Origin of the sequence: Phaeodactylibacter xiamenensis (assembly GCF_965229835.1) — a bacterium.
Classification (GTDB): Bacteria; Bacteroidota; Bacteroidia; order Chitinophagales; family Saprospiraceae; genus Phaeodactylibacter; species Phaeodactylibacter xiamenensis.
In genome coordinates this window covers 2,347,168-2,362,662 of sequence record NZ_OZ245931.1, presented here as the reverse complement: position 1 = coordinate 2,362,662, position 15,495 = coordinate 2,347,168, and the positions used below count along the sequence as shown (strand labels likewise).

General features: G+C 51.7%; 10 protein-coding genes, 2 tRNA genes and 1 pseudogene. 4 read left to right on the top strand and 9 right to left on the bottom strand.

Annotated features, from left to right (window positions below; translation table 11 throughout):
* Position 1: 1 nt before the first annotated feature.
* The 4 genes from ACO08I_RS08730 to gap all read right to left on the bottom strand — a co-directional run bounded on the left by ACO08I_RS08730 (position 2) and on the right by gap (position 8,094).
* Positions 2 to 1,921: a hypothetical protein gene (locus ACO08I_RS08730; RefSeq protein WP_282784781.1), complete on the bottom strand. Its 1,920-nt coding sequence runs from the start codon at positions 1,919 to 1,921 to the stop codon at positions 2 to 4.
* Between the two features lie 124 nt (positions 1,922 to 2,045).
* Positions 2,046 to 5,507 (bottom strand): gliding motility-associated C-terminal domain-containing protein, encoded by a 3,462-nt coding sequence (locus ACO08I_RS08725; protein ID WP_421949078.1) that lies wholly within the window; start codon positions 5,505 to 5,507, stop codon positions 2,046 to 2,048.
* Positions 5,508 to 5,817: 310 nt separating this feature from the next.
* On the bottom strand, positions 5,818 to 7,020 hold the full coding sequence (locus tag ACO08I_RS08720; protein ID WP_282784785.1) for a phosphoglycerate kinase: 1,203 nt from the start codon (positions 7,018 to 7,020) through the stop codon (positions 5,818 to 5,820).
* Between the two features lie 75 nt (positions 7,021 to 7,095).
* Positions 7,096 to 8,094, bottom strand: a complete 999-nt coding sequence (gene gap, locus ACO08I_RS08715; protein ID WP_282784787.1) for a type I glyceraldehyde-3-phosphate dehydrogenase — start codon at positions 8,092 to 8,094, stop codon at positions 7,096 to 7,098.
* A gap of 501 nt (positions 8,095 to 8,595) precedes the next feature.
* Between gap and ACO08I_RS08710 the strand changes: the two genes are divergently transcribed.
* From ACO08I_RS08710 to ACO08I_RS08695, 4 genes are all read left to right on the top strand, one after another.
* A tRNA-Glu gene (locus ACO08I_RS08710) sits at positions 8,596 to 8,667 on the top strand.
* Positions 8,668 to 8,697: 30 nt separating this feature from the next.
* Positions 8,698 to 8,769, top strand: a tRNA-Glu gene (locus ACO08I_RS08705).
* 57 nt (positions 8,770 to 8,826) lie between these two features.
* Positions 8,827 to 9,132, top strand: a complete 306-nt coding sequence (locus ACO08I_RS08700; RefSeq protein WP_421949077.1) for a GIY-YIG nuclease family protein — start codon at positions 8,827 to 8,829, stop codon at positions 9,130 to 9,132.
* A gap of 161 nt (positions 9,133 to 9,293) precedes the next feature.
* Entirely contained in the window at positions 9,294 to 9,599 is a 306-nt protein-coding gene (locus ACO08I_RS08695) for a GIY-YIG nuclease family protein (protein WP_421949077.1), read from the top strand.
* Positions 9,600 to 9,757: 158 nt separating this feature from the next.
* Here the strand turns inward: ACO08I_RS08695 and ACO08I_RS08690 are convergent, their stop codons facing one another.
* The 5 genes and pseudogenes from ACO08I_RS08690 to ACO08I_RS08670 all read right to left on the bottom strand — a co-directional run.
* Positions 9,758 to 10,360, bottom strand: a complete 603-nt coding sequence (locus ACO08I_RS08690) for a TIGR04282 family arsenosugar biosynthesis glycosyltransferase (RefSeq protein WP_282784793.1) — start codon at positions 10,358 to 10,360, stop codon at positions 9,758 to 9,760.
* Positions 10,353 to 11,738 (bottom strand): efflux RND transporter periplasmic adaptor subunit, encoded by a 1,386-nt coding sequence (locus ACO08I_RS08685; protein ID WP_282784795.1) that lies wholly within the window; start codon positions 11,736 to 11,738, stop codon positions 10,353 to 10,355. Before ACO08I_RS08685 ends, ACO08I_RS08690 begins: the two co-directional genes overlap by 8 nt.
* 67 nt (positions 11,739 to 11,805) lie before the next feature.
* Positions 11,806 to 13,248, bottom strand: a complete 1,443-nt coding sequence (locus ACO08I_RS08680; protein ID WP_282784797.1) for a TolC family protein — start codon at positions 13,246 to 13,248, stop codon at positions 11,806 to 11,808.
* A 159-nt stretch (positions 13,249 to 13,407) separates the two neighbouring features.
* Complete coding sequence (locus ACO08I_RS08675; protein WP_421949076.1) at positions 13,408 to 14,730, bottom strand: DUF5103 domain-containing protein; 1,323 nt, start codon at positions 14,728 to 14,730, stop codon at positions 13,408 to 13,410.
* Positions 14,731 to 14,781: 51 nt separating this feature from the next.
* A pseudogene (locus ACO08I_RS08670) lies at positions 14,782 to 15,354 on the bottom strand (DNA-3-methyladenine glycosylase); the annotation flags it as partial.
* Between the last annotated feature and the right edge of the window lie 141 nt (positions 15,355 to 15,495).

Genomic DNA, 15,495 nt, shown 5'->3' with positions numbered 1-15,495 from the left:
CTTACTGTTCGTCCGGTTTGAACTTTTCCAACTGCTGGCCGCTGCCTGCCTCCTGCTTGTCAGGTACGGGAAGACCGGATTGGGCCTGGTTGATCTCATTACTTTTGATTGGGACAACGGTGTCCTGACCGGTAGCCATCTCTGATGCTTTGTTTTCCGGTTGCGTGGCTTCTACTGTTTCCGGTTCCGGGGGCAGAATTTCCCGCAGTGCAGGGAAGCGTAGGATACCTTTGATGGGGCGGACACTCGTAACGGCAGTGCGGGCACTTTCCAGATGGATATCCAGGGCCAGGTTGTAATTCTGCATGGCGGAGTTGTCGATGCGTTCGAGCGGGTAGGTGCTTTGCGTCTCCAAGGTCACAAAGAAGCGCTTTCGGCTCGCATCGGGCTCTACATCCACAATACGTACATTCAGCGTTTTATCACTACGGCGTACAACGAGATTGCCGATGTAGGGGGTGGCATCGAAGTTGACCGGATTGTAGTGGTCTTCAATGTCGATAGCAAATTTCCACTGGAAGGCGAATTCCCAGCCGTCCTTTTTTGTCAGGTCGAAGCGGCCGTCCGCTACGTTGGCGATAGGGTGGGAACTGGTCTGAATCTCTTCATTGATATCAAAATACAAGTATTTGCCCCCAACAGGCTCCTTGCTGCGTATACGGTAGCTGGCATTCAGTTTACTGGGCCGCTGATCAATAGGCCCGGCGAAGTTAGCCGATAGCGGGCGGCCGGTGATCGTAAACCGGCAGCCACCAACTTGCCCCTCTGCATCAAAGTAAGGCTCTGCATTAATCGTAGGCTGCCCGTCGTAAAGCCCGGACTGTACCTGCTCAATGGTCCAGAAGTTGCGGGTCATGTATTCCGGTATACCCTCTACAATAAGGAAGTGTTTGTGCTCAATACCTTCGATCATGAGTGGTAGATCCTGCGCGCTTTGGAAGACCGGGTTGACGCTCTGCAGATAAGCCTGAATGTCTTCGGGAGAGGGCAGTGGGCTGAACATCTTCCACTTATCGCGTATGTAGTCGAATTCGGTATAAATAATAGTTTCCCAATCGGTGCCGGAGAAGGTGGCACTGCCAAGCTTTCCAAAACCGAGGCTTGTGCTTAGGCGTGCAGGCAGTGGCCCGGTGAGATTGAGCCCGCCTTCCATTTCTATACGGTAGTTTTCTTCTGCTGAGGTCAGATGCTTGAGCATGACTCCCTCAAACTCCCGCAGGTAGTAGGCATTGCCGATAAACTCTGGGTTCTCCTGGTAAAAGCGCCATAGCTTGAGCATGGCTTCAGTGGTACGGTAGTCGTTGGCTTCGAGCACAAACCGCATAGGGGATACGAAGGACCCCGACAATGCCACAACCGAAGACTCCCGCTGATGATCTGTATCCAATGCAGTTTGAAAAGCGGCGTATGGCGGGTTAACGCCAGCCTCAAGTGCCGCGCGGAGGTAACCGCTACAGGTTTTGTGCATGAAGTAGGAGTCGAAGTTTTCATCCGGATTGACCACAAACTGATTCTCCATACTGCTGAGGGTGAACACTCGGTTGGGGCTGAAGTCTACCTCCTCAAAAGAACGCTCAATATCCTCCTTCTGGAAAATATAGTAGAGCAGCCCCCCGCCCCGGATGTCTGCCGTTTCCACATCGGTACGCAGGGTGCGCCGGCCGAGGAACTTACTGATGTCCTGTGGCACATAGTCCCGGCGGCTGTTTTCGGGCGTCGTAAAGCCGCAGTATTCGCAGTGCTTTTTGAAGATGCGCTGCAGGGCATATCCCAGGCTAATCCGGGAATAGCTGCGCTCAGGCGGCCAGCTTTCCCGGCGTGCTTCCTCAAGGCGGCGTTGATAGCGGTCAATGCGTTGCGCATCAAGCTCAGCCATCGGCAGCAAGAAAAAAGCAGATAACAGGGCAATCCAGATTCTCATCGCTTCGTATTGGGATTTTTGTTATTTATTCCGGCAAATATAACAATACATAACGCGGTTTGGATGGCGAAATTTTGTACAGCGATGGTATATTCTCCTAATGACCACCCATACAGCGGATAGTTTACCGCATGAGCATGACATCACCTGTGAATACTTCCGTCGCACCGTCAGCAAAGGTGATTTCGGCATAGTATACAAAGATGCCAGGGTTAAGCTCCTCGCCTCTGAATCTGCCATCCCAGCCCATCATATTGTTGTTGGGCATGATGTCCTCCCGCTCGAAGACCAGGCTGCCCGTGCGGCTAAAGATCCGCATGACCGGGATGTTGACAAGCGCTTTGTCTCCGTGGATGAAGAACTCATCGTTTCTGCCGTCTCCATTCGGACTAAATGCGGTGGGAATGTATACCCGGCGTACCCGCTCTACCTTCACATTGATGATGTCCTGTTCGGTACATAGGCTCAGGGAGTCAAAAACCTGCAGGATATAGGTGGTCGTTCGCTGCGGGCTGACATTAATCGATTGCCCGGTGAACCGCAACTGACTGCTATCTGATGCAATCCAGGTAAAGGATGGTGCGTCAGCAGAGGTCATGGCACTGAGCAGGATAGTATCACCAAGGTTAATGGTACGATCCTGCCCGGCGTTGGCTGTTAATACAGGGGCAGGCGCTACCGTTCGTATTTGTTCGGTTTCACACCCAAAGGAGTCACGTACAATCAAACTGTAACTACCGGCGAACAGGCTGGAGAAAACCGGGCTGTTGCCGAATACCACACCATCAAGGGAGTACTCGAAGGGGGATGTGCCGCCAGTTACGGTATCAATCCGTAGTTGGCCGCCGTTTTCACCGCTTACACAGGTGATATCGGTAGCGGAAGCTTCGAAATCGAGTGCGGCGGGCTGTGGCAATTCAAAAGTTGCGGTGTCGAGGCAGCCGCGCTCATTGGTCAGTGTCAGGCTGTAGGGGCCTGCAGCCAGCCCACGGTTGTTCGATTGAGTATTGCCGTTGGACCAGGCGTAGGTGAAGGTCTCGCCCGGGCCAATGGGAACGGCTTCCAGTGCGCCATCTGAAAACCCGAAACAAGTGACGGGTTCAGAAAGTGCGATGGCGGCTTCCAAAGGAGCATCCGGTTGGGGGAGGAGGGCTTCCGTGGTATCCCGGCACCCATCCGTATTCGTTACCGTTATGGAATAAAGGCCTGTGGGCCGGTTGTCCAGGGTGTCTGTTGTGCTGCCGGTACTCCAGTTGAAGTCTGTGGGTTGGCCGTTGGTGCTGACAGACAGTTGCCCGTCGCTACCTCCAAAACAGGACACTTCCTGCTCTACTGCGATGGTGGCGATAAACTCTTCAGGTTGCTCAATTTCGTACTCTACTGGGAGCTCGCATCCATTGGCATCAGTGAGGAGTAAGGCGTAAACACCGGCACAGAGGTCGGTTAGTGCTGTCGTATCCGCTCCGTTGGCCCAGCTGAAGGTGTACGGTGGTGTTCCCCCTGATGCGTCTACACTAATGGCACCATCACAAAAACCGAAGCAACTGGTACTGCTTTGGCTCAGGATAGTGAGCTCAAGGGCACTGGGTTCTTCCACGACCACAGTGAAAGCGGTATCGAAAAAGTTGTCCGCAATCGTGATGGCATAAGTACCAGCGGTCAAATTGGGGAGGCTGGCGATCTCGTTGTCTTCGTTGAGTACACCGGTGCCGGAGAGGCTGAGGTCGGTCTTTTCCCAGTTGTAATTATAGGGTGGAATGCCTCCCATGGCCGAAAATTCGATACTGCCGGTGTTTCCGCCATTACAATCTACCGAATCAGCCTGGGCGATAGGTACGATGCCGGTCAGGAAATCCATCGTAAAGCAGGTATCGCCCACGCACCCAAAGTCATCAGTAACGGTCACGCAGCATGCTGCGCCGCCCACCAGATTGTTATTGGAAGGGCCTGTCATGCCGTCGCACCACTCAATGGTGTACCCGCCGCTGCCACCGGTGGGGTAAGCTATGGCCCAGCCGTTGGCGTTGCCTTCGCCAATAGCCGGTTGTATTTGCTCAACATTGACTGAAATGGGCTCCAGGACTGTGAGGTTCGTATTGATGATGCTGTCGCAGCCAAGGAACAGGATGATGGTATCCGCATAGGAGCCGGTCTCCGTATAGGACGAGCTGCCGACCTCAAAGCTGTCACCGGCACAGATGGTCGTGTCAATCTGCGTTACCGGGGTAATGTCGCCGGCATCATAAATATCGAGGGAGAACATACCGGTTGCATTCGAACCATCCCCATCAATCAGTATGTAATAGGTAGCACCGCCCACCAGGCAGCTGAAGTTCAGGGCTTCGTCTTCGTCGCTGGGATCGTAAGAACTTTCAAGGTGCTGGAAGAACCCACTACAGGTGGAAAAAGCCCGGTAAAGGCTGAGCTGAATACCAATGGAGTCAACCAGCCGGTCAGAATTGGCCTCAATCCAGACGTTGCCGGATGGCGGTGCTTCAAAGGAGAACCAAACGGAAGTTTGCACGACAAAATTCGGGCTGAAGGGGTCGTTATTGCTGTCGGCGCAGTAGTTGCCGTAGAGGGTATTCGTACTGATGGTATCTCCGGGCGGGACAGCGCCCATGTGAAGGGCATCGCATCGCTCGTTAGGTGCATCATCGACATCTGTACTGATTAGGCGCAGGCCGAAAACACCTTCTTCGTCTCCGGGGTCGGTGAAAGCACCGTCTACTAAAATATAGTATCGGGTATCCGGCTCCGGGCAGCTTACCCGCATGTAGACGTCCCGGTTGTCGTTAGGGGCAGACCAGCTGACCAGTTCGAGGTTGCCGGTACAGGTATCGTTATCAGAGCGGTAAAGTGCTACTTCCACATCAAAGGCATCTCCGGTGTTTTCCGGGTCGCCCAGGGCTTCAATCCAGGCTACGCTTCCGATATCAGGCCCGGTGGTGAACTCGAACCATACGCCGTTGGAATTGGTGAAGCCTCCATCGTCTGCAGGGTTAGGCTCGTTTTGGTTATTGGCACAAAGGTTATCGTACTGTCCGATGGTGGCATCCCCGAGTGTGTCGCCACGCAGGAGGGTGCCCAGCGAGATCGCCTGGCAGGGCAGGTCGTTGTAATTGCCGTTCCCGGCCACAGAAATCCTGTAGTCCAAAGTTCCGCCGCTGGCTCCGCCGTTAGGGAGGGCAAGGGTCAAATCCTGTGTTTCATCCAGTCCGGGGAGTAGGACGTTTTCACAGATTTGCTCTTCGCATGAGCGGTCTATAAAACACCCGATTGGGATAAGCGGGTCATTTTCAAAGACCGTAAAGCAGACTTCAATGGTAGCGGGCAGATCGTTGGGGCAGTTAAAATCTTCGGTATACTGCACATTGGGCAAGGCTGTGTAGCAGGGGCCCTGAGCCGGATAAATAACAATACCCTGATTTTCTACCTCTACCTGCCAAAGGGGGTCAGGGGCTGAGAAGAGATCGTCACAGGTGGTGGTTACTGCAGCATCAATGACGGTCAGCTCTACGGTGATCTGAGCCGGCAGCCATAAGCCAGACAGTATAAACAAGACAGGCAAAAGGATACGCTTCATACTGAGGGGATTTTTCAGTAGCAAAAATGATAAAAAAGAATAAGCACTGCATCTAAGATCAGGGAATTAACCCGCAATCTACATTACAGAGGAGGCTTAAAGATGCCCCGATCCATAATACGGATGTACAGTTTAGGACAATTTTAACAGAATTCGGGCAGGGAGGAGAGGGAAGTGTAATTGCTTAGGCTAAGGTAAGCGATTTTTAGAAAAAGAGCAGGGGAGTGCTGAAGCCAAAATGCGGGGTTTAGCGGAAAATAGTTATCCGCATTCGGTGTTGTTTTCAGGACTCCCCCAAAAATTCAAGGTGTTATGCATTCATGGCTTTAATGCCGGGGAGTTCCTTACCTTCAAGGAATTCGAGCATGGCACCGCCACCGGTGGAAACGTAGCTGACCTTGTCCGCCAGCCCCATTTGGTTGACAGCTGCAACGGAATCTCCGCCACCAACCAGGGAGAAAGCACCGTTTTGAGTAGCTTTGGCTACAGCCTCGGCAATGGCTTTGGTACCGTTGGCAAAGTTGGGCATTTCAAATACCCCCATTGGGCCATTCCAAAGTAAGGTCCCGGAGTTAGCTATCGCCTCCTCAAATTTGGCTCGTGCGTCCGGGCCAACATCAAGCCCCATCCATCCGTCAGGGATTTCATTACTTGCGGCTGCTCTGTGGGCTGCATCATTCGCAAAATTATCCGCAATAATACTGTCTGCCGGCAGGTGGATGGTGACGTTGTTAGACTTGGCCTTCTCGATGAGCTCAAGGGCAAGCTGCAGGCGGTCTTCTTCCACGAGGGAATTGCCAACCTTTCCGCCCTGTGCTTTCACGAAGGTGTAGGCCATACCGCCGCCAATAATCAGGTTGTCGACAAAGTCGATCAGGCGTTCCAAAAGGAGGATTTTGTCAGACACTTTTGCCCCGCCAATGATCGCCGTGAGTGGTCGCTCCGGGCTGTTAAGCACTTTGTTGGCATTTTTGATCTCTGCCTGCATCAGGTAGCCGAATGATTTGGCACCCTTATCGAAATACTGTGCTACGGTGGTGGTGGAAGCGTGGGCGCGGTGTGCGGTGCCGAAAGCATCGTTCACGTAGAGGTCTGCCAGTTCAGAAAGGCTTTTGGCGAAAGCCTCATCTCCCTTTTTCTCGCCCTCATTGAAGCGGGTATTCTCCAATACCAGGATTTCGCCCATAGGCAGTTCGGCTGCCATTTTTGTGGCTTTGTCGCCAATGGTTTCGTCGCAGAAGTGGACTTTGGCACCAGTCAGTTCAGCCAAGTGGCTGGTGACATGGTTCAGGGTGAACTTCTCCCGGTCGATACTGCCATCTTCCTTAAGCTTTTTCATCGGGCGGCCCAGGTGAGACATCAGAATCGCAGCTCCGCCGTCCTTCAGTATTTGACTGATGGTAGGCAGGGCGGCCCGCATACGGGTATCATCCGTGATGTTATAGTCTTTATCGAGCGGCACATTGAAGTCGACTCTTACCAGTGCCTTTTTGCCTTTGAATTCGAGTTGCATAGAGTTGGAATTTAGGCTATAAAACAAAGAGACCGGAGCAAAGGCTCCGGTCCTGATTTTTTGATCTGATAATGCTTACTTGTTCAGAATCATATCCGTAAGGTCAGCAAGGCGTGCAGAGTAGCCAGCCTCATTATCGTACCAGCTCACTACCTTCAGGAGTTTGCCGTTGACATCAGTCATTAAGCTATCGAAGATAGAGGAGTGTGGATTGCGCACGATGTCGCTGGACACAAGCGGATCGGTGCTATATTCCAGGATACCCTTGAGTTTGCCTTCTGCCATTTCCTTGAATTTAGCATTCACTTCTTCGGCAGTAACTTCTTTGTCCAGCATCACATTGAGCTCAACCATAGAGCCGGTGATTACCGGAACACGCAGGGCGATTGCAGAAAGTTTGCCTTTCAGCTCAGGGATCACTTTACCGGTAGCGGAAGCTGCTCCTGTGCTGGTAGGCACGATGTTAAAAGCAGCAGCCCGGGCGCGGCGCAGGTCACTGTGCGGCGCATCCTGAATGTTCTGATCGGCAGTGTAAGCGTGGGTAGTCGTCATAGAGCCCACCTGAATGCCCCAGTTTTCGTGGATGATCTTGGCAACGGGAGCCAGGCAGTTGGTGGTGCAGGATGCATTAGAGAATACATTTGCACGGCGGTCAAGCTCATCGTCATTGACACCAAGCACGATCGTCTGTACGTCGCTTCCTTTAGCAGGTGCGGAGATAACAACGTCCTTAGCGCCTGCTTTGAGGTGCAAACCGGCTTTCTCTTTAGAACGGAAGATACCAGTACATTCCAGCACGAGGTCAACGCCCAGTTCTGCCCATGGCAGTTCTTCCGGGTTGCGGATGGCATAAGAATGGATATTTTTTCCGTTCACAACGAATCCATCGTCATTGGCTTCTACAGTGCCTTCAAAAGGACCCTGGGCAGAGTCGTACTTGAGCAGGTGGGCGAGGGTTTGGTTGTCTGTCAAGTCGTTAATGGCAACAACTTCGATGCCTTCTTTTTGGAGGAGGTTGCGGAACGTCAGACGTCCGATACGGCCGAAGCCATTGATAGCAACTTTTTTTGCCATGGTTTTTTCGCGATTTAATGATGTTAATGATTTGGTCCGGGACGGAGGCGTTGCTCCGTTAAAGGTTCAAAAGTATAAAATTCGCTTTTGAACAGTACACCCCCAGATTATACAAATTTAAGGGGTTTTGCAAGCGGTTGGCAATGATATTTCGCATAGCAGACCGATTGAAACTGACTTAGTGTAAAAATAACAATAATTGCCGGACTATGGTTGTCTTTACGCTTTTTTCTCTATGGGTTTGAACCAATTTTATGCTGACATGGTTTTTGAGCATGGTTATTACGTGGGCAGGAGCACGCCAAAAGAGGATTCTTTGATATTTTTTCATGGATGCTTTTGGAAATTCGTGAAAGCCATTATCTTTGCATCGCTCTGGCAAAAAGGTGCCGGGCATACTTAAACGTTGAATTTGTTTTACCGCTTTTTTACAAAAAGAAAGTGGCAAATATTTTCAATTTTAAGCGCAAATATTACTTTTGCATCCCGCATTGAAAGTATGGCCCGTTCGTCTAGGGGTTAGGACGCCAGGTTTTCATCCTGGTAGCACGGGTTCGAATCCCGTACGGGCTACTATTTTTCTTGCGGTTATACAGTTCTACTGGCCCGTTCGTCTAGGGGTTAGGACGCCAGGTTTTCATCCTGGTAGCACGGGTTCGAATCCCGTACGGGCTACATCATCACTAACATAAAGCGAAGCGCATCTGCACTTCGCTTTTTTTATTTCTCCCCATGCCTTTCTACGTATACATCCTTTATTCCGAGACGACGGGCCGCCTGTACCGTGGCCAGACCAAGGACGTACAAAGCCGCCTGAGCCGTCACAACCGGCGCATGGAGCCGAGCACTTCATCGGGCGTGCCCTGGCAGCTGCTGTGGTATACGGATAAAGAAAGCCGGAGTAGCGCCCAGGTTTTGGAAAGCAAGCTAAAGAATTTAAACCGGGCGAGGCTGCTGCGGCTGATGCAAAAGTATAGCGGTGGCATTGCGGACGAAGCGGCTGCTGCGCGGATTGAAAGCCTGCTGGAAGGTTGTTAGGATGCCAGGTTTTCATCCTGGTAGCACGGGCCCCGACGAAGCGCTGCTTGTCGGGATGCTGATCACCCTCTGGGGGCGTCAGCATTCGAATCCCGTACGGGCTACATCATCACTAACATAAAGCGAAGCGCATCTGCACTTCGCTTTTTTTATTTCTCCCCATGCCTTTCTACGTATACATCCTTTATTCCGAGACGACGGGCCGCCTGTACCGTGGCCAGACCAAGGACGTACAAAGCCGCCTGAGCCGTCACAACCGGCGCATGGAGCCGAGCACTTCATCGGGCGTGCCCTGGCAGCTGCTGTGGTATACGGATAAAGAAAGCCGGAGTAGCGCCCAGGTTTTGGAAAGCAAGCTAAAGAATTTAAACCGGGCGAGGCTGCTGCGGCTGATGCAAAAGTATAGCGGTGGCATTGCGGACGAAGCGGCTGCTGCGCGGATTGAAAGCCTGCTGGAAGGTTGTTAGGATGCCAGGTTTTCATCCTGGTAGCACGGGCCCCGACGAAGCGCTGCTTGTCGGGATGCTGATCACCCTCTGGGGGCGTCAGCATTCGAATCCCGTACGGGCTACAAGACCAAAGGGAAACGTTACTGCTTCCCTTTTTTGTTTTTCTTTTCCTGTCTTTAAATTTCCCAGCCATGTTTCTCCCAGTCATCCGCATAGTCAATATCTGAAAGGGTGGGGGCAAAGGCAACTGTGCCTCCGGTTTCCAATATACGTTCCTGGGTTATTTTTGCGACCTGATTGGTACTCCACTCCATATCCCGGAAAAGTTCCGGACTTGGTCGCTTCATGCCAAGAAGGTAATAGCCACCATCAAGGGCAGGGCCGATGACATAATCATGGCTTGAAAGTGCCGCGAAAGCGTGCTCAATAATCGAGGTATCAATCTGCGCAATATCGCTGCCAACTATGATTGCAGCATCTGCACGAATCAATGCTGCATCAAAGGCGTGAGCCATGCGCTCGCCCAGGTCATTGCCCTGTTGCTGGCGTTTCTCAAATTTACTGCCAGGCCAATCGTCGTTTTCTCTAACCTGTACACTATAAAACAGTAACCGAAGGGCATCTACGCCTTCGGCTACCGCACGGGTCTTGGCGAGGAGCGCTTTGTAGATGGCTAGTGCCTGGTCCTCGCCCAGTGTTTTGGCTAACCGGGTCTTTACTTTTCCTTTTTCCGGGTTGCGGACAAAAATAATCAGCGCCCGTTTTGCTTTTTTACTCATTATCTCGTTTGTAGAGTTCATCTTCATCTACGATCTGAATCTCTTCGCCGGATTTCAGCTTACGGGCTACAGCTGCATAGGGGCCGGTTACGACTTCCTCTCCTTCCTTCAACCCTTCTACCACTTCGATATAGGTATCATCCTGTACGCCTGTTTTGACTTTCTGCATCCGCACCGTATCGCTACTGGCTACAAAAACGACCTCCATCAGGTCTTGTTCTTCCTCTTCCAAAGCAGCAGGCTTAGCTTCGGGCTTTTTATCTTCTTCCCGCTCCCGGGTGGTCACAGCTTGTATTGGAATAGAAAGTACACCATTGGCCACTTCGGTCCGGATGTCAACACTGGCAGACATACCGGGCCGGAAAGGATAGGGCTTCGAGGGAGTGATGAGGTCATCGTAGGAAGCGGGGTCAATATTGATGCGGACTTCAAAATTGGTCACCTGATCGCTGGTTAGTGAAGCGGCGGAAGCGGCGTTGGTTGCAGAGTTGGCAATTTGAGTGACCTTGCCTTTAAAAACGCGGTCGATGTAGGCATCCACTTCAATCGCCACCTCGTCGCCTACGGTAACCCTGGGAATATCATTCTCACTCACTTCCACCCGTACTTCCATGGCATTCAGGTTGGCGATGCGCATCATTTCGGTACCGGCCATTTGGATGGTACCGACGACGCGTTCCCCCTCCTCCACGTCAAGGCGGGAAATGATGCCGCTCATGGGGGCGAAGATTTCAGTCCTTCTCAGGCTGGTTTTCAGTTCTTTCAGGCTGGCTTCAGAGCTTTGGACGGTATAGGCGGCAGCTTCTGCGCTTTGTTTGGCTGCTTTAACGTTAGCCTCTGCAGAGCGGAGGTTGGCTTCCAGCGCCCGGAGATTAGCAAGTGATTGCTGATAGTCGGCTTCGGAAATAACGCCTTCTTCATACAGGGGCTTATTACGGTCCTGTATCTCCCGGGCGTTGATCAGTTGTGCCTCAATTTGTTCTTTCTGGGCAGTGAATTGCTCAATTTGGGCACGGGCATTGGCCAATTGCGCTTTGGCGCTGTTTACACTTGCGGCGCCACGCTCTACCTGAGACTCAAAGGCATCCGGGTCGATGCGGGCCAGTAACTGTCCGGATACCACGGAGTCGCCCTCTTCGATGAGCAGATCAACGATTTCTCCGGATACATCCGAGCTGATTTTAACCTCCGTTTGCGGGAATACCTTGCCACTGGCGGAGACCTCTTCCACGATAGTCCGTTTTTCGGCTTGCTCGGTGATGACCTTTTCGCCTTTCGGTTTGGATTGGTTGCGCCAGATAACAACGGCAACCAATATTGCAATCAGGGCAATCAAGGCAAAAATAATGGTGTTACTGCGTTTCTTCGGTTTAGACATGATGTGTGGCTAAAGTTGGTTAAGAACCGCTGCTTATTCCGGGGCGGCTCCAAAAATGAAACTTTTTCTAATTCATATTCAGCTCCAGCGCCTTGCCCATATAGAAGTCTATGGTCTTCAGGTTGAACAGGTACTGGTATTTGGAACGGATCAGCTCAATCCGTGCCTGATCGAGTGTGGTGCGGGCGGTTGCGAATTGCAGGGTGTTGATGGCGCCCAGGTCAAATCGCTTTTGGGCGTTGTCAAAAGCCATTTCCGCAGCGTCTACAGAGCGCTGAGCGGCTTTGTAACTGTTGAAAGACGCCCGGGTGTCTGTGATGGCTCGTTGTACATCTGCCTCTAGCAGCTGGCGTTGCTGCACGCTGCCCACCTCGGCATTCAGTTTGCTGATCCGGGCCCGTTCTTTATTGATCCGGTTGGTATGCCTGCTGTAAATTGGGATATTCAGGTTGAGCCCTACGACCTGGCCAAAGTTTTGGTCGATCTGGTCCGTGTAGGCGATTTGTTCATTGTCAACCGGCACCTGCGATTGAAACTCAATAGTTACCGGAGTGCCGTCAATAAAAACCGTTTGTGGGATACGCTGTGTCTCGAAAATAGGAGACCGGAAGGCAGAAGAGAAGTTGGAGTTCAGGTTGGCAAAAAGCGTAAGGGTCGGTAGAAAACCAGATTGGGCGATAGCCTCAGAAACCTGAGCGGATTCGATTCGTAAATCAGCAGCCCTGACCTGTGGTTGGGTCTGCAGGGCGGCACTATACACTTCTTCCAGGCCTATAGCCTGGGGGTCGGCATTCTCAGGGAGTTCAATAAACTCAGGGCGCACGATTTTTAAATCTTCTTCCGGGTCAAGCTGCATCAGTTGTTTGAGATTGAGATAGCCAATTACCACGGCGTTCTCCGCTTCGATAATGGCCCGCTCGTTTTGTGCAATCTGGGAGAGGATGTCTAAGCGGTCATTGGCAGGCACGGAGCCTGCACGAATTAATTTATCGGTTTGTTCCAGTTGGTCTTCAGAAAGTTCGAGGTTTTTCCCGGCGTTAGCGAGCTGCTCTTCTGCAAGCAATATATTAAGGTATGCAGCTGCAACATCCAGGGCTAGGTTGTTAGAAGTAGCTTCTGCATCAAGCCTTGCTGCCCTGGTATTGAGCTCGCTTTGTTTGATGGAATTATTGATAAAACCGCCGCCGTAAATGGTGGCGTTGGCATCAAGGGAAAAACTATTGAAACCAATGCGCTCGTTGTTAAAGCTGTTGGTGGTGGGGTCAATCGTACGCCCAAACTGGTAGCCCGCTCTTGCTCCGGCACTTAATGCTGGCAGCCGGCTGTATTTATTTTCCTGTATATTCAGTTCGGCACTGCGGATGTCATACTGTGCCTGCCGCAGGCTGAGGTTGTTCTGTCGGGCGTACTCAATGCATTTTTCCAGAGACCAGGAAGAGGTCTGAGCCTGGATCATCCAGCTGGTTAAGGCAAAAAGGACTAGTGTCAGGGCGGATTTCTTGATTGTCATACGATTTGGGTTTTGCAGTAGTCAATGCTGCTTCTCTGGCGAATAAACCCTATTAGTTTATTCATCGAACGCAGCACAATAATAAGCGCCTGACCCCAAATCGCCACAAAAATTATATTAAGGCCAACTTATGTCGGATTAATGTCCTTTTTTCCAGATTTAAGGCTCCAAAGTAGAGGTAAAGGTAACGGAACCTACCGCCCGGTCGTACCGGCTACCGAAGGGCCGGTAATAAATAATGATGGTGTATTCATTGATGGTTTCGTGTGAATCGCCTTCCAGCAGGGAAATGTTCAGGTTGCGGTCCTGCTTCTTGCGATTGTTGTTCGGTTTGGGCACAGCGGCGTACATATAGTCATAGTAGCCTTGCTTTAAAATGACCCAGGTGGTGTAGGCCTGCAGATTGGGGTCATATTCGAGGCGGTAGCGGTCTTTTAAAGTCCAGTCCGTGAACCCACCAACGATATATACATCGTAGCCTGGAAGTTTTTCCGTACTCAGAGCGAAGGAGACATCGGCATATTCGGCATAAAGCTGATCGAGTGCCAGATCTTCCTGCCGGCTCCCTCCCCGGTTTTGATCGGTGGTTTCGATAATGAATTTACCATTAAGGTCTTCAAACGTAGTATAGGCGAGTTTGTCCCGGGGGTTATCAGCCTTCATTTCCACGATGTAAGAGTCTTGTTCCTGCCGAACAGAGGCGACATTGAAACTGACCCGCCTGAAACTGCGCAGGTCTGCAAATCGGAATTCCTTGCCGCCGGGGAAGACAATCTCATCCTGGTAATCGAAAATCATGAGTTCGGGACGGATGAATTTAGGCTCTATCCCGGTAATCGCGCTGCGCCATCGCCCGTTTTGCATCACGGTAGCCGTGATTTCCTGCTGTGGGTTTTGAACATTGAGCTGCTTATGGGCAACATTAAAGTCTATTTCCTGGTGGGTGCGCAGTTTGCTGACGTTGTTGGCCCGCAAAAAACGGGGGCTGATCCCTACCAGTTGCTCCACAACCACAAACCGCCGTGTAATGACCAGTTGCCGGTCGTTGGACTCATCGTAAACGAGCAGGAGATAGTTGCCAGACAATCGCCACCGCATATCCCGATTGGGGAGGGTCAGGGTGTAATGGGTGTAAGGCCAGAGCGTTTTGAAGGAAAAGTCATATTTCTGAATACGCTCCTCGTTGAACCCATCGAGGTATTCCATCTCCTGCAGATTAGAGGGGTTCCAGTTGCGGTCACAGTGCACGATGCTGTAGAAATAGTCCTTGACATCTGCATCCAGGTCATCAAAGGAAAGCTTAAGCTGAGCGCCGGCATCCAGGTTGACAACCGGATTGGAGAGTACCAGCCCATTCACATGAAAGCGAACCGACCGGATGTGATCCACATAAACGTAGTCGTAATTCTTGATTTCACTGTCCTGGGCAATCAGGGAGGAACTGATCAGCAGGGTAATAAAGAGTAAGCGTAGTGTTTTCATCCTCGTATTTTGGTATTTCTTTTAGTCAACGAATTTTTGGGCTTAGAATTGTCAGCGGCTGAGCCAGGGGTTGCCTGCAATAGTAAAGCGCCAGGGCCATTGGGCGCACTCCTCTGCATAGCCTACACCGATCCTTGCACTTTCAGCTATGTTTTCGGCAGACGGTATTTGGTCGCCGTATTCCAGCCATATCGGGCCTGGTGGGTCGGTGAGGTCCGTACCTGTCCACGCCTTCGTGATGCCCATGGCCTGAGCAAGGGTGCCCGGGCCGGCGGTCAGGCGTTTTTCCAGCCGCTCCATCCCTCTTCGCTCCAGCATGAGGGGCTGCCCATGCACAGGTTCCAGCGCGCGGATGAGGACAGCTGAACCTACATCCGCTTTGCCGGTAACGATATTGAACAGGTGGTGTATGCCATAGCACAGGTAAACATAGGCGTGCCCACCTTCCATAAACATCACTTCTGTGCGTTTTGTACGCCGCCCGCCGTAAGCATGACAGGCTTTATCGCCATCCTGATGATAAGCCTCGGTTTCCACAATGCGCCCTATCGTCCGTTGGCCATCGATTTCCGTAATCAGGTGCTGCCCCAGCAGTTCCCGGCTCACCTGCAGCACATCACTGCGGGTGAAAAAGGACTTAGGAACTGACCTTTCGCACGCGAAAGGTTATGATAATTGAAAAAATTAGCAGTACTCAGGGTGCTTGGCACAGCAAGCCCACTCAGTGCATGGCACTGAAAAAGCACTCGCATGAACAAGTTAATC

Excerpts from the sequence above, each read along its gene's own strand:
- ACO08I_RS08730 (WP_282784781.1), bottom strand. The coding sequence starts at position 1,921 with ATGAGAATCTGGATTGCCCTGTTATCTGCTTTTTTCTTGCTGCCGATG.
- ACO08I_RS08725 (WP_421949078.1), bottom strand. The coding sequence starts at position 5,507 with ATGAAGCGTATCCTTTTGCCTGTCTTGTTTATACTGTCTGGCTTATGG.
- ACO08I_RS08720 (WP_282784785.1), bottom strand. The coding sequence starts at position 7,020 with ATGCAACTCGAATTCAAAGGCAAAAAGGCACTGGTAAGAGTCGACTTC.
- gap (WP_282784787.1), bottom strand. The coding sequence starts at position 8,094 with ATGGCAAAAAAAGTTGCTATCAATGGCTTCGGCCGTATCGGACGTCTG.
- ACO08I_RS08700 (WP_421949077.1), top strand. The coding sequence starts at position 8,827 with ATGCCTTTCTACGTATACATCCTTTATTCCGAGACGACGGGCCGCCTG.
- ACO08I_RS08695 (WP_421949077.1), top strand. The coding sequence starts at position 9,294 with ATGCCTTTCTACGTATACATCCTTTATTCCGAGACGACGGGCCGCCTG.
- ACO08I_RS08690 (WP_282784793.1), bottom strand. The coding sequence starts at position 10,360 with ATGAGTAAAAAAGCAAAACGGGCGCTGATTATTTTTGTCCGCAACCCG.
- ACO08I_RS08685 (WP_282784795.1), bottom strand. The coding sequence starts at position 11,738 with ATGTCTAAACCGAAGAAACGCAGTAACACCATTATTTTTGCCTTGATT.
- ACO08I_RS08680 (WP_282784797.1), bottom strand. The coding sequence starts at position 13,248 with ATGACAATCAAGAAATCCGCCCTGACACTAGTCCTTTTTGCCTTAACC.
- ACO08I_RS08675 (WP_421949076.1), bottom strand. The coding sequence starts at position 14,730 with ATGAAAACACTACGCTTACTCTTTATTACCCTGCTGATCAGTTCCTCC.